The sequence below is a fragment of the Reyranella sp. genome, assembly GCF_004297405.1.
Classification (GTDB): domain Bacteria; phylum Pseudomonadota; class Alphaproteobacteria; order Reyranellales; family Reyranellaceae; genus Reyranella.
This window is the reverse complement of record NZ_SCVC01000021.1, coordinates 274,231-288,127: the sequence shown is the minus strand read 5'-3', so window position 1 is coordinate 288,127 and position 13,897 is coordinate 274,231. Positions and strand designations below refer to the sequence as shown.

General features: G+C 64.2%; 12 protein-coding genes. 6 read left to right on the top strand and 6 right to left on the bottom strand.

Annotated elements, in window-relative coordinates:
• Positions 1–5: 5 nt before the first annotated feature.
• The gene (locus EPO50_RS14995; RefSeq protein WP_296345351.1) at positions 6–791 is read left to right on the top strand and encodes an aldolase/citrate lyase family protein; all 786 of its coding nucleotides are present in this window, start codon (positions 6–8) and stop codon (positions 789–791) included.
• Positions 792–831: 40 nt separating this feature from the next.
• On the opposite strand, the gene EPO50_RS14990 is transcribed toward EPO50_RS14995, so the two are convergent.
• The gene (locus EPO50_RS14990; RefSeq protein WP_296345349.1) at positions 832–2,484 is read right to left on the bottom strand and encodes a thiamine pyrophosphate-binding protein; all 1,653 of its coding nucleotides are present in this window, start codon (positions 2,482–2,484) and stop codon (positions 832–834) included.
• Between the two features lie 63 nt (positions 2,485–2,547).
• On the opposite strand from EPO50_RS14990, the gene EPO50_RS14985 reads away from it, so the two are divergent.
• The 3 genes from EPO50_RS14985 to EPO50_RS14975 are packed head-to-tail and all read left to right on the top strand — an operon-like array spanning position 2,548 to position 6,250.
• Positions 2,548–4,017, top strand: a complete 1,470-nt coding sequence (locus tag EPO50_RS14985; protein ID WP_296345348.1) for an FAD/NAD(P)-binding protein — start codon at positions 2,548–2,550, stop codon at positions 4,015–4,017.
• A gap of 14 nt (positions 4,018–4,031) precedes the next feature.
• Positions 4,032–5,627 (top strand): GMC family oxidoreductase, encoded by a 1,596-nt coding sequence (locus EPO50_RS14980; RefSeq protein ID WP_296345346.1) that lies wholly within the window; start codon positions 4,032–4,034, stop codon positions 5,625–5,627.
• Complete coding sequence (locus EPO50_RS14975) at positions 5,624–6,250, top strand: GyrI-like domain-containing protein (protein WP_296345344.1); 627 nt, start codon at positions 5,624–5,626, stop codon at positions 6,248–6,250. Before EPO50_RS14980 ends, EPO50_RS14975 begins: the two co-directional genes overlap by 4 nt.
• Here the strand turns inward: EPO50_RS14975 and EPO50_RS14970 are convergent.
• Entirely contained in the window at positions 6,247–7,224 is a 978-nt protein-coding gene (locus EPO50_RS14970) for a tripartite tricarboxylate transporter substrate binding protein (RefSeq protein WP_296345342.1), read from the bottom strand. The two genes, EPO50_RS14975 and EPO50_RS14970, sit on opposite strands and share 4 nt — an antisense overlap.
• A 61-nt stretch (positions 7,225–7,285) precedes the next feature.
• Between EPO50_RS14970 and EPO50_RS14965 the strand changes: the two genes are divergently transcribed.
• Positions 7,286–8,452 carry an acyl-CoA dehydrogenase family protein gene (locus EPO50_RS14965; RefSeq protein ID WP_296345340.1) on the top strand — a complete coding sequence of 389 codons (1,167 nt, stop codon included), beginning with the start codon at positions 7,286–7,288 and terminating at the stop codon, positions 8,450–8,452.
• A complete protein-coding gene (locus EPO50_RS14960) occupies positions 8,452–8,892 on the top strand; it encodes an ion channel (protein ID WP_296345337.1) in 441 nt (146 codons plus the stop codon). The genes EPO50_RS14965 and EPO50_RS14960 overlap by 1 nt, the downstream gene beginning before the upstream one ends.
• Before the next feature lie 12 nt (positions 8,893–8,904).
• Here the strand turns inward: EPO50_RS14960 and EPO50_RS14955 are convergent, their stop codons facing one another.
• The 4 genes from EPO50_RS14955 to EPO50_RS14940 form a co-directional block, all read right to left on the bottom strand.
• Complete coding sequence (locus EPO50_RS14955; protein ID WP_296345336.1) at positions 8,905–9,597, bottom strand: alpha/beta hydrolase; 693 nt, start codon at positions 9,595–9,597, stop codon at positions 8,905–8,907.
• A gap of 73 nt (positions 9,598–9,670) precedes the next feature.
• A complete protein-coding gene (locus EPO50_RS14950) occupies positions 9,671–11,089 on the bottom strand; it encodes a cytochrome B6 (RefSeq protein ID WP_296345334.1) in 1,419 nt (472 codons plus the stop codon).
• Between the two features lie 108 nt (positions 11,090–11,197).
• Positions 11,198–13,039: an ABC transporter ATP-binding protein/permease gene (locus EPO50_RS14945; RefSeq protein WP_296345332.1), complete on the bottom strand. Its 1,842-nt coding sequence runs from the start codon at positions 13,037–13,039 to the stop codon at positions 11,198–11,200.
• Positions 13,040–13,837, bottom strand: coding sequence for a class II aldolase/adducin family protein (locus EPO50_RS14940; RefSeq protein ID WP_296345330.1), 798 nt, complete (start codon positions 13,835–13,837; stop codon positions 13,040–13,042).
• Positions 13,838–13,897 lie beyond the last annotated feature (60 nt).

Here is a 13,897-nt window from a genome sequence, read left to right as displayed (position 1 = left end):
GAGATATGGCAATCGCTGTCAATGCTGCCAAGGCGCGGCTGAAGAAGAACGAACTGTCGATTGGCATCGGCATCCGGCTTGTCCGCAATGTCGACATCATCAAGGTGATGAAAGCGGCAGGCTTCGACTGGCTGTTCATCGACCTGGAGCATGGTTCGATGTCGATCGAGACCGCCTGTGAGATCTCCGTGGCCGCCCAGGATTCCGGCATCGCACCGATCGTGCGCGTGCCCTACGGCGAACTCACGATGGCGACGCGCGTGCTCGATGGTGGTGCGCTGGGCGTCGTGATCCCGCATGTCGACACGCCGGAGGAAGCAAAGGAGATCGCCGACAAACTGCGCTATCCGCCGCGCGGCCATCGCTCGGTCGGCGGTGGTCAGGCACAGTTCGACTATGCGCCCATGCCACTCGGCGAGATGACGACGAAGATCGACGACAACACGTTGATCACCGTGATGATCGAGACGCCCAAGGCGGTCGAGAATGCCGAGGCCATCGCCGCCGTTCCCGGCATCGATTGCCTGCTGATGGGATCGAGCGATCTCTCGATGGAAATGGGCATTCCCGGCGATACCGGCAATCCGAAGATCCAGGCCGCCGTCGACAAGGTCGTGGCCGCCTGCAAGAAACACGGCAAGTGGCCGGGCATGGGCGGCGCTTACACGGAAGAGCTGCTGAAGCTCTACACGGAGAAGGGCATGCGCTTTCTACTCTCCGGCAATGACCTGCCCATGCTCACCGCCGCCGCGCGGGCGCACCAGGCGAAGGTCAGGGCATTCCAGAAGTAAGGACGAGAAGGGCGCGCGATTGTAGTCGCGCGCCCTTGCCCTAGCGCTTTCCTTCGATCTCGATCTCGATCAAGTGCGGCTTGCCCGACTCGAAGGCGGCCGCCACCGCCGCCTTGATGTCGTCCGCCTTGGCGACATAGGTGCCGGCAACACCCATGCCCTTGGCCATGTCGACGAAGCCCATGGTCGGACCGTTCAGGTCCATGTGCATGTAGGGCTTGTTCGATTTCACGTCGAAGCGGGCGCGGTAGGCATCGATATTGTGCTTCAGCACGCGATACTCGCGGTTCGCCAGGATCACGAACACGATCGGCAGGTCGTGATGCGCCGCGGTCCACAGGGCCTGGATGGAGTACATCGACGAGCCGTCGCCCGAGATGCAAAGGACCGGCCGCTTGCTCTCCGCCACCGCAACGCCGATGGCTCCCGACAATCCCTGCCCGATGCCGCCGCCGCGGCCGCTGTAATAGTCGCCCGGGCCGGCGAAGGTGAAGGCCTTGAACAGGTCGAGATTGGCCGTGATGGTCTCGTCGACCACGATCACGTCCTTAGGCGCACCGGCGCGGATTTCCGCCATGGCGCGCGCCATCGACGTCGGCGTGCGCGCCCAGGCCTTTTCGACACGGGCTTTCTGGGCCGCGTCCTCGGCTTCCTTCTGGGCCTTGAGCGCATCGTTGCGCTGCTTCGCGCCCGCGACCTCCTGGGCTCCCAGCGCGCTCATCAGCGCCTCCAGCCCGGCGCCAACATCCGACACCACGCCGGCATCGAGCGCGAAATTGTAGGCAAGCCGCGACGGTGCTGCTTCGATCTGCAGCACCTTGGTGCCTGCGGCGAATGGCGAGCCCGGCGCGTACCAGACTTCCTCGAAGAAGGGACCACCCACCATCAGCACGAGATCGTTGCCGGCGAGTTGCTTGGCAATGCCCGGCGCGTCGAATGCCAAGGTGCCGCGCGCCGCCGGATGATCCGTCGGAAAGGAGTTCTGACCGCGCAGGCCCTCGAACCACACAGAGGCGCCGACCTTCTCGGTGAGCTTCACCAGGGTCCGGTGCGCGCTGGCCCGGGCGATATCGTCGCCTGCGACGATGGCCGGCGCCTTGGCCGCCGCCAGCAGCTTGGCCATCGCGGCGATACCGGCCGGATCGGGGCGCGTTGCCGTAAAGGAATGGCCGGGCCTGCCCGCCGGCACGTTGGTCTCTTGCTCCATCACGTCGATGGGCAGCGCCACGAAGACCGGGCCGGCCGGCGCCTCGTTGGCGATCTTGAACGCGCGCTGCAGGATTGGGCCCAGTTCGTCGGCGCGCTCGACCTGCACGCTCCACTTGGTGACGGGTGCTGCGATCGCGGCAAGGTCGTGGCCGAGAACGGGATCGCGCAGCCGTAGCCGCGTATCCTGCTGGCCTGCCGTCACGACCATGGGCGAGTTGTTCTTCCACGCGCTGTAGATGGCGCCGATCGCATTGCCTAGACCCGGCGCCACATGCAGGTTCACGAACGCGGTCTTGCCGCTCGCCTGGGCATAGAAGTTGGCGGCGCCGGTCGCGACGCCTTCGTGCAGATGAACGACGTACTTGATCTGCGGATGATCGAGCAGCCCGTCGAGCAGCGGGCTCTCGGTGGTGCCAGGATTGCCGAAGATTCGATCGACACCGTGATTGGCCAGCGTCTCGAAGAAAACCTGACGACCGCGCATAGACTCTTCTCCCTTCCGCTCTGCGTCCCTGCTATGGAACCAGAATAGGGTGAGAAACACGGTATGGTCGCTCTTGTCGAGCCGCAATCGCTAGGCCTGGATGCGCTGGAAGAAACGGCGCGCCACGATCTTCTAAGGCTGAACTACCCGCCGGCCAATTGGGTGCCCGAGCGCACGGGACCCAACGGCAAGCGCGTCCTCGACGTGCTGGTGGTGGGCGCCGGCATGTGCGGCCAGACGGTGGGCTATGGCCTGTTGCGCGAAGGAATCCGCAACATCCGCGTGATCGAGCGCAATGGTAATGGCCATGAAGGCCCGTGGAACACCACGGCGCGCATGCCGATCCTGCGTTCTCCCAAGCACCTCACCGGCCCCGATCTCGGTGTACCCTCCCTCACCTTTCGCGCCTGGTATGAAGCGCAGCACGGGCGGGACGGCTGGGAGAAGCTCTACAAGATCGATCGGCTCGACTGGCTGCGTTACCTCCTGTGGGTCCGCCGGGTCGTCGATCTGCAGGTCGAAAACGATGTTGGCTTGCAGAAGGTCGAGCCGGCTGGCGATCTCCTGAAGGTGACACTCTCGACCGGCGAAACGATCCATGTCCGCAAGCTGGTGATGGCCAATGGCCGCGACGGCGCCGGTGGGTTTCGCTGGCCGTCCTTTCCGTCGTTCGACCCAGCGGACCCCAAGCGCGCCGGTCGCGTGTTCCATACCCTGGAAGAAATCGATTTCGGCAAACTCGTCGGCAAGCGCATCGGGGTGTTGGGCGTGCTCGCAACGGCCATCGACAATACCTGCACGGCACTCGAAGCCGGCGCGCGCGAAGCGATCTGCTTTGCCCGTCGATCGCATCTGCCGCAGGTCAACAAGGCGAAGGGCGTATCGTTCCCGGGCTTCCAGCGTGGCCAGGGCATGCTGGACGACGACTGGCGCTGGAAGATCTACACCTACATGCTGGCGGCCGGCTCGCCGCCGCCGCACGAATCGGTCCTACGGGCGCAGAAGCTCCAGGGCTTCTCCTTCCGCTTCGGCGAACCCTGGCTTGATCTCACGACCGACACTGACGGTGTCACGGTGAAGACCACCAAGGGCACCGAGCGTTTCGATGTCGTGCTGATGGGCACGGGCTTCGATGTCGATCTCGCGCGCGTTGCAGAGCTGGCAGCCTTCGCGCCTGACACCAAGCTGTGGAGCGACGTGCGAACACCGGAGGAAGCCAGGGCGAATGCCGAAGCCGCCCGCTATCCCTATGTCGGTCGCGGGTTCGAGCTGATCGAGAAAGAACCGGGCCGCGCCCCCTTGCTTGCCAACATCCACCTCTTCAACTGGGGCAGCATCCTGAGCCACGGCGCGCTGGCCGGTGACATCCCGGGATTGTTCGTCGGCTCCACCCGGGTCGTGCAGGCGATCTCACACGATCTCTTCACCGCCGATGTCGCACGCCACGTCCAGAACATGGTCGAGCAGGAGGACCCGGAACTCGCGCCGACCAACTACTTCGTCGCGCGCGAGAAGCGCTCGGGCACGCTCTGAAGGGAGTAAACGCCATGCAGGCGGATTATGTCGTCGTAGGAGCCGGATCGGCCGGCTGCACCGCCGCCGCGCGGCTTGCCGAAACCGGCGCGTCGGTGATCCTGCTCGAAGCCGGCCCGCGCGACAGCCATCCCATGATCCATATCCCGGCCGGCGTGCGCTCGCTGATCCGCCATCCGGTCGTGAACTGGAACTTCACCACCGAGCCGGAGAAGAGTTCGGGCGAGCGCCGCATCGACTGGCCGCGCGGCCGCACGCTGGGCGGTTCGAGCTCGATCAACGGCATGCTCTATGTGCGTGGCGCACCGGCCGACTTCGACGGCTGGGCGCAGATGGGTTGCCGCGGCTGGAGCTGGGACGAAGTGCTGCCCTACTTCATGAAGTCAGAGCAATACGCGCAGGGCGGCGACGCGAGCGTGCGTGGCCAGAGCGGACCACTCAAGGTCGAGGACTATCGCACCATCCTGCCGCTCACCCATCGCTTCGTCGAAGGCGCGCAGCAGGCGGGTTTTCCCTTCAATCCCGATCTCAATGGCAAGCAGCGCTACGGCGTCGGCTACTCGCAGATGACGCGGCGCGGCCGTTGGCGCGGCTCGACGGCGCAGACCTATCTACGCGAGGCCCGTCGCTACCCGAACCTCAGGGTCGAGACCGACGCTCAAGCCGGCAAGCTCCTGTTCGAGGGCAAGCGCTGTGTCGGCGCCACCTTCCAGCGCAACGGCACGCTCACAGAAGTGCGCGCCAACCGCGAGGTGATCGTGGCGGGCGGCGCGGTGAACTCACCGCACATCCTGCAGATCTCCGGCATCGGCCCGGCGGCGCATCTGCAGTCGCTCGGCATCCCCGTCGTCCACGACCTGCCGGGTGTAGGCGCGAACCTGATCGACCACTACGTGGTGCGTGTCGTCCATCGCGTGCAGGGCGCAGAGACGATGAATCAGATCGCCCGCTTCCCGCGCGTGGTGCCGGAAGTGCTGCGCTTCGCCCTCACCGGCCGCGGCGCGCTGACCTTCGGCGTCACCTCGGCCCAGGTCTTCTGCGACAGCCGCGAAGGCCTTGCCTCGCCCGACCTGCAGCTCCTGTTCACACCGGGCAGTTCGCATCCCGTGAAGTTCGGCGAGCTCGACGAGCTGCCGGGCATGAGCTGCGTGGTCTGTGTCGTGAAGCCCGATAGCCGCGGCACCATCATGGCGACCTCGGCCGATCCCTTCGCCCGGCCGGCCATCCATCCCAACTATCTCTCGGCACGCACCGACGAGCTGGCCCTGCTGAGCGGCATCGAAAAGGTGCGCCGCGTCTTTGCGGCACCGGCGCTGGCGCAGCACAGCGTGGGCGAGATCCAGCCCGGCCCCGATATCCAGAGCGATGCCGACCTGCTGGCCTATGCTCGCCGCGCCGGCAACACGCTCTATCACCCTGTCGGCACCTGCAAGATGGGCGAAGACCCACGCGCCGTCGTCGATTCGCGGTTGCGTGTACACGGCTTCCAAGGCCTGCGCGTGATCGATGCTTCGGTGATGCCGACACTCACCACCGGCAACACCAACGCCCCTACCATCATGATCGGCGAGAAGGGTGCGGCGATGATCCGCGAGGACGCCCGGGCGTGACGCCGCTCGCGAAGATCGATTTCAAGAAGGCGCTGCCTGCTCTCTATGCGGCGCCGCGCGACCGCTTTGTCTCGGTTGACGTACCCGCGATGCAGTTCGTCATGGTCGATGGCGCGGGAGATCCCAATACGGCCTCCGCCTACAAACAGGCGATCGAATGGCTCTATTCGACGAGCTACGCCATGAAGTTCGCCACCAAGGTGGCCCACAAGAAGGACTATGCGGTGCCACCGCTCGAAGGCCTGTGGTGGGCCGACGATCCGGCGGACTTCGTCGCGCGCCGCAAAGACCGCTGGCGCTGGACCATGATGATCATGGCGCCTGATTTCATCGTTCGCCCCCTGTTCGAAGCCGCCGTCGAGAAGTCGAAGAAGAAACTCGGGGCGCCACCGGCAAGCCTGCGCTTCGAACGTTTCGATGAAGGCCCGTCCCTGCAGATCCTGCACATTGGCAGCTACGACGACGAGGCGCCGACGCTTGCCAGGCTGCATGACGAGGTGATGCCGTCGCAGGGCCTGACCTTCGCCGGGCGGCATCACGAGATTTATCTCAGCGACTCCCGCAAGACCGAGCCTGCCAAGCTCAAGACCATCCTGCGGCAGCCGGTAAAACCGCGCAGTTAATCGACCTTGGCGCCGACCTGCTTCACGACCTCGGCCCACTTGGCGCGATCGGCTTTCACCGTCGCCTTGAACTGGTCCAGGGTCTCGTAGCGCGGCGTATTGCCGAGTTCGGCGAGCTTCTTTTGTGTCTCGGGATCGTCGAGCGCCGTCTTGATGGCGAGATTCATCTTCTCGGCGATCGGCCGGTCGAGACCTTTGGGCCCGAAGATCGCAAACCACGTGTAACTCTCGTAGCCCGGCACGCCGGCCTCGTCGATCGTCGGCACATCGGGGATCGCCGCGACTCGCTTCTTCGTCGTGACACCGAGCAGCCTCACCTTGCCGGCCTTGGCGTGCTGCAACACCGTCTGCACCTGATTGAAGATGCAGCAGACATCGCCTTTCAACACCGCCTGGATGGCGTCGGGTCCGCCCTTGTAAGGGACATGCACCATGTCGAGGCCGGCCTTGTGCACGAATTCCGCGAAGGCAAGATGTGTGCCCGTGCCGTTGCCCGTCGACGCGTAGTTGTACTTACCGGGTGCAGCCTTCACCTTGGCGATGAAATCCTTCACCGACGTAGCATCGATCACCGTGGGGTTGATCGTCAGTACATTGGAAACATCGACCAGGGTCGAGATCGGCGTGAAGTCAGCTTCAACGTCGAACGACAGTCGGGGATAGAGCGCCGGGTTGACGCCGTGTGTCGCGGCCGTCCCCAAAAGGAAGGTGTAGCCATCGGGCTTGGCGTGAGCCACGGCTTCCGAGGCAACGTTGCCCCCGGCGCCCGGCTTGTAGTCGATGACCAGGCGTTGACCGAGAGACTTCTCGAGGGAGGGCTGCAGCATGCGCGCGATGACATCGACGCCCGAGCCCGCCGGGAAGCCCATCAGCACGGTGATCGGCTTGCTCGGCCATTCCGCTGCCTGGTTTTGCGCCTGAACAGATGTCGCAGTGAGGAAAGCCGCAAATGCTCCCAGCAACGATCTCAGCATGCGCGTCTCCTCACGCAGGGCGAATTGGCTACTATGCTGCGGCAATGTGAGGAGAAACGCCATGGGGTACATGACCGAAGAGCGCCGCCTGATCCAAGAGACGGCCCGCGCCTTCGCCATGAAAGAGGTCTTGCCAGTCGCCAACAAGCTCGATCCGGAGAAGGGCGACATCCCACCCGAGCTGATCCAGAAGCTGGCCGACATGGGCTATTTCGGCATCGTGATCCCCGAGGAATATGGCGGGATGGGGCTGGGCGTCTTCGAATACTGCCTGATCGCCGAGGAACTGGCGCGCGCCTGGATGAGCGTCGCCTCCATCATCGCGCGCGGCAACGGCCTCAGCGCCGGGCGCGGCATGACCGACGCGCAGCGCGCCGTCTTCCTGCCCCGCGCTGCTCGCGGCGAATTTCTGGGCGCCGCCGCCATGTCGGAACCCAATGTCGGCTCCGATCTCGGCAGCATTTCCTGCCGGGCGCGCAAGGATGGCGACGACTGGGTGATCAACGGCAACAAATACTGGTGCACCTTCGCCGACGGCGCGGACTACATCATGCTGGTCGCCCGCACCTCCGACGCCCCTGACGCCAAGCGTAAGCATGTCGGCCTCTCCTCCTTCCTGATCGAGAAGCCGCGCGGCACCCTGCCCAAGGGCGTCAAGGGCGCGCCTATTCCCAAGATCGGGTACTTCGGCTGGAAGACCTGGGAGCTCGCCTTCGACGATTGCCGCCTGCCCGGCTCTGCCCTGATCGGCGAGGAAGGCCGCGCCTTTTACTACATCTCAGCCGGCCTGGAGCGCGCCCGCGCCCATACCGCCGCCCGCTCGATCGGGCTCGCCCGTGGTGCGCTGGAAGATGCCACCGCTTACGCCCAGGAACGCCGCCAATTCGGCCAAGCAATCGGCGATTTCCAGAACACGCGCTTTCGTCTTGCCCGTATGGCGACAGACATCGAAGCGGCGCGGCAGCTCATGTACTTCGTCTGCGACGAGATCGACCAGAAGCGTCGCTGCGACAAGGAGGCCGCCATGGTGAAGCTCTTCGCTTCGGAAATGGCCGAGCGCGTCACCTCCGAGGCACTGCAGGTGTTCGGTGGCGCGGGCTACACGACATTGCATGCCGTGGAGCGTTACTGGCGCGATGCCCGCCTCACCAAGATCTTCGAGGGCACCTCGGAGATCCAGCAGCGCATCATCTCCGATCACTTGCTGGGTAAGCAAAAGGCAGCCTGATGGAGGAACTGTCACCTCTTGGGCGCATTCTGCGCGGTGTCGCCATGGTCGGCGCCACCGGCATGGTGCAGGCGATGGCGCAGCTAGCGCTCAGCTGGCTGATGGATGTCATCCCGACACCGCGCGCGACGGTGCACAAGACCTCCTACATGTTGCTGCACAGCGTACTGGCGGTGCTGGTGTTGATGGCGGGCCATGTCCTGCAGGTCATGATGTGGGCGCTACTCTACTACGATTGGGGTGAGCTCGGCAGCTTCGCCCATTCGTTCTACTTTTCGCTCGCCTGCTTCACGACACTGGGCGCCAGCGAGCTGAACCTGTCCCCCGCCCACCGCATCGCCGGCGCGATCGAGTCCGCCGTCGGCATCATGATGTTTGGCTGGTCGACGGCGCTGCTGGTCCGGGTCGTCCAACGCACGGATCGTCACTACGATTCTTGATCAACGTGCGTGCTACGTGGCTGAGTTGGCAGCTTCCTCGATCAGGGCGACGATGGCATCGGGCTGCGAGGCCAGCGATGCATGGCTGGCAGGCAGCGTGACGGTCTTGCGTGCCCCTATGCGCTCGGCCATCCAGGCTTCGGTTTCCGGCGGGATCATGTGGTCGGCGGTCGACACCTGATACCAACTCGGTTTGGTCTTCCAGGCGGGTGGGCCGCTCTTATCCTCGAAGCAGCGCGCGGCGATCGGCTTCTGCGTTACAGCCATCACCAGCGCCTCGGTCTCGTCGACGTCCTGGCCGAAGCTCTCACGGAACTTGTCGGCTGCGATCCACAGGAATCCGTTCTTGTCGGGCCGGATATTCGCCGCGCCCGCCGGTGCGTCGCGCCGGGCGAAGATGCTGCCCAGGCTGTCGCCTTCATCCGGCGCAAACGCCGCAACATAGACCAGGCCTACGACGTTCGGGGCGTGGCCGGCGCCAGTAATCACCGCGCCGCCATAGGAGTGACCGACCAGCAAGGTCGGGCCTTCCTGCATCGCGACCAGCTTGGCGGTGCGGTCGATATCATCGGTCAGCGAAGTCAGGGGGTTCTGCACCGCCGAGACGCGATAACCCTTGGCGTGAAGCGGTGGAATGACGCGACGCCAATGCGAGCCATCACCCCAGGCACCGTGGACCAGAACGATGTTCTTCACCGATGGCATGGGCCGCCTCCCTTCAATCAGGCATGGTTCCGACGCTTATTTATGGAATGGAGCTGAAGCCGCGAGCTGGAACCTAGAGAGCGCGCAGGAACTGCACCAAATCCTGTTTCTCCGGCGTCGTCAGCTTGGTGCCGAGCACGAGATTGAAGAACTCGACCGTATCCTCAAGCGTGAGCAACCGTCCGTCATGCAGATAGGGCGGCGAGTCCTTGATGCCGCGCAGCGGGAACGTCTTGATCGGACCGTCAGCGGTGGCAAACCTGCCATTGATCATCACCGGTTTAAAAAAGCGCTCGGCTTGAAGATTGTGCATCAGGTTGTCGGTGTAGAACGGCGCGACGTGACAGGTGCCGCACTGGCCTTTTCCGAAGAAGATGTCCTGCCCGCGCAGCTCGGCGGCACTTGCTTTCGCGGGATCGAGCTTGCCGAGCACGTTCAGCTTTGGCGCCGGCGGGAAGTCCAGTAGCGACTGGAATTCCCCCATGAAATGGACCTGGCTACCGCGCTCCAGGATGTTGACGCCCTTCTTGGTCGCGATCACCGGGTCGCCGTCGAAATAGGCGGCGCGCTGCTCGAACTCGGTGAAGTCCTCGACCGTCTTCAAGGCCCGCTGCGACCCGAACAGCCGCTGTATGTTGACGCCGCGGAGGGGCGGCGTGTCGATGCGATGGCGGAACTCCTGTGGACGGATGTCACCCACCAGATGCGTTGCCGCATTGGTATGACCGTTGGCATGGCAGTCCAGGCAGGCGACGCCACGGCTCGCCTTCTCCGACCGGCGATCCTCGGTCTGATTGAATTGCTGCTGGGGGAACGGCGTCACCAGCAGCCGCAGTCCTTCGATCTGCTTGGGATTCAGGATGCCGTTGAACAGCTCATAGTAGTTATCGATGGTGACCAGCTTGCCTTGCGACACATCGCCGAGATCGGGCCGCGTCGTCAGGAAAATCGGCGCCGGGAATTCTGGCAGAACATGGTCGGGCAGATCGAATTCCAGGTCGAATCGCGTGAGGTCGCGAGCCTCCTGCTTCTTCAGCTCCTCGATCTCGAACTTGGGGAACAGCATGCCGCCTTCAGCGTGGTTGGGATGCGGAAGGGGCAGGAAGCCTTTGGGGAAGAGGTTTCTGTCGCGGATTTCCGTCGGACTGAAGTTGGCGAGCTGATCCCAGGTCGTCCCGGTCGGCAGCTTGACTCTCACTCCCTCCTGCACCGGCTTGCCGCGCGTCATGGTCACGCCCGACGCCGCTCGGTTGGCGAGATCGTAACGTTCGGCGAGGAGATCAGCTTGCCGCTTCTGAATCTCCGGTTGCGCCGCCTTCATACGCGCCAGGGTCGTTGCGAACGGCTCCTTGATGTCGACCGGCGCATAACTGGTCGCCCCGCGCTGCGGTGGCGCCGCTACGGGCGGTTGCTGAGCGTATGCAATGGTGAGGCTCGCCAGTGCGGCGCTGGCCATAAGCAGCGTCCAGTATCCGGGCTTGGATAGGTTCATGGAGGCTCCCCCGCTTGCAGGAGAATTCGCAAGCAACCAGCTCGATAATTACGGAGCGGGCAAAAAGTTCCCTACCGTCGGAAATTTCGCCGCTCCGGATGACGGCGCTCAACGGCCGATCAGGTTCGCCCTGACATTGGCCCAGAAACCAGGCTCGCGCGGCGTCGAGCGGCTGTGCATGGCCATGCGGCGGTAGAGGTCGCTGAGCGACCGGGGCTTGCCATGCGGCTTCAGCTCCGCACCTTTCTTGCCGGGCTCGAGCTCGAGTTCGCGGGTATGGAACAGTTCGAGGCCTGGCCGGTGGCCAATGCTCACCACCGCCGTTTCGGGTAGTTTCTCCATCAGGAGCCGCATCACGTTCTCCTGCCCTACCTCGTCGAGCGCCGAGGTCGCCTCATCCATGAAGATCCAGTCCGGCTTGTGGATGAGGGTGCGGGCGAAAGCGACGCGCTGCTGCTCGCCGCCGGAAAGAATGTGATCCCAGCGCTCATCCTCGTCGAGGCGGCCGCGCAGATGGTCGAGCCCGACTTCGTGCAGCGCTTCGCGCAGATCGTCGTCGGAGATGCCATTCGGCTCCTTGGGATAGAGCATCGCCTCGCGCAAGGTGCCGAGCGGGAAGTAGGGTTTCTGCGGCATGAAAGCGATCTCGCCACGTGGCAGCTCGACCGATCCGCTGCCCCACGGCCAGACGCCGGCGACGGCGCGCATTATGGTGCTCTTGCCGCTGCCGGACTTGCCGCGAATAAGAACGCGCTCGCCGCGGCCAATCTCGACCTCCGCCTCGGCCACCAACGTTTCGCCGTCGGGTCGCGACAACCCGACTTCGCGGAGGATCAACCTGTCACCTTCGCCTGGCGTCACGTCGATGCGTTCGCCGTTTGGTGCCTCTACCGTCTCCTCAAGCTCGTGAAGCGCTACGTGAAGGTGGACCACACGGTCAGTCGAGGCGCGCCAATCGGCAAACTTCGAAAAATTGTCGATCAACCATGACAACGCCCACTGCACACTCGAGAAGGCCTGAGCTGTCTGCATGAGCCCACCGAGCTGGAGCTCACCGCCAAGATAGCGTGGCAGGGCAACGACCAGCGGCACGACCGGCGCGAGGTAGGCGAGCGAGCTGGTCAGCAGCGCCAGACTGCCCTGGCCACGTGTCTGAACATGCCAGGCTTTACGTAGGTCACCGACCGACTCCTTGAGCCGATCACGCTCATCCTGCTCGCCACGCATCAGGGCGATGCCTTCGGCATTCTCGCGGGCACGGATCAGGACCGACCGCATGTCGGCCTCGCGCCCCTGACGTACGTTGCCAGCCTCGATCAGACCTCGACCGAGCGCATAGGTGAGGATCGAACCAAACAGGGCATAGAGCACGGCGGCCCAGACCATGTAGCCCGGCAAGTTGAACGCCATGCCGCCGATGGTGATGGGCAGGTCACCCGACAGGACCCAGAGCACACCCAGGAAGGTGATGAGCTGCAGAACGCACTGCAGGATGCTCTGGGCGAACTCGACCGCGAACTCCGTGGAAATACGGATATCCTCGGCGATACGACCATCGGGATTGTCGCATTCCTCGGCCAGGAGGCTGAGCTGATACTGCCGCCCCGAGTTCAGCCAGCGCAGCGTCGTGACGTGGGTCAGCCAGGCGCGCCAGTTGAATTGCAAGCGGCGACGGATGTGAAGCTGGATGGCGACCGCAATGCCTGCCGACGCGACGATGGCGGCCAGGATGTAGAGCTGCTCGACGAGCTCAGTGGTGTCGCGCTTCTCCAGGGCATTGAAGAAGTCGCGATTCCAGATGTTGAGCCACAGCGCGATCGCGACATTGACGATGCCGAACACCGTCATGCCGGCGGTCAGCAGCCAGGCGACGCCCCGGTAGCCGGGCGCCGTCCAGTAGCCGCAGGCGACGGCCGCGAAGGCCCGCAGAGAGCTGTGCGGTGTATCCAATCAGTCGCGGAAGCCGGGATCGATCCGGTCAAGCTTCCGCAGCAGCGCCGGCCAGTCCAACAGGCCGAACGGCCGGCGGACATGGGGCTGGTAGTTCATGTAGGTCGCCTCGACCACCTCGGCTGGAACCTCGATCAGTTTGGTATTGCACGACATGGCCGCGATCTGCGTCTTGCAGGACAGCTCCAGCCGATGCATGGCGTTGAAGGCCTCGGGGATCGTGGCGCCGGTCGTCAGCAGGCCGTGGTTGCGCAGGATCATGGCGTTGTTGTCGCCGAGGCTCTCCACTAGTGCTTCGCGGGCCGCCGTGTCCAGCACGACGCCGTCGAAGTCGTGGTAGCTGATCTTGGCAAAGCGCATCGAGGTCTGGGTGTTGGGCAGCAGGCCGCATTCCATGGTCGAGACCGCCATGCCCGGCCAGGTGTGCGTGTGGATCACGCAGGCGACGTCGTGCTTGGCCATGTGGATGGCGCTGTGGATCACAAAGCCCGCGCGGTTGACGCCGTATTCCAAGCCGCCCTGGAATTCCGGCTTGGCGAGAATGTTGCCCTCGTGGTCGATCTTCAGCAGGCTCGACGCGGTAATCTCTTCGTAGAGAAGGCCGTAGGCGTTGATCAGGAAGGCATTGTCTTCGCCGGGCACGCGGACCGAGATGTGGTTCGCGATCAGGTCGGACATGCCGTAGAGGTCCATCAGCCGATAGCAGGCGGCGAGATCGACGCGGGCTTGCCATTCCTCGGGCGAGACCTGCGATCGGAGGCTGGCGACTTTCGCTGTCTTGAGGGCGTGCACGGCCATGGAAACGCTCCGGGGCGGAATTCGATCCCGGACCGTAAACCCGGCACGGCCTGACCGTCC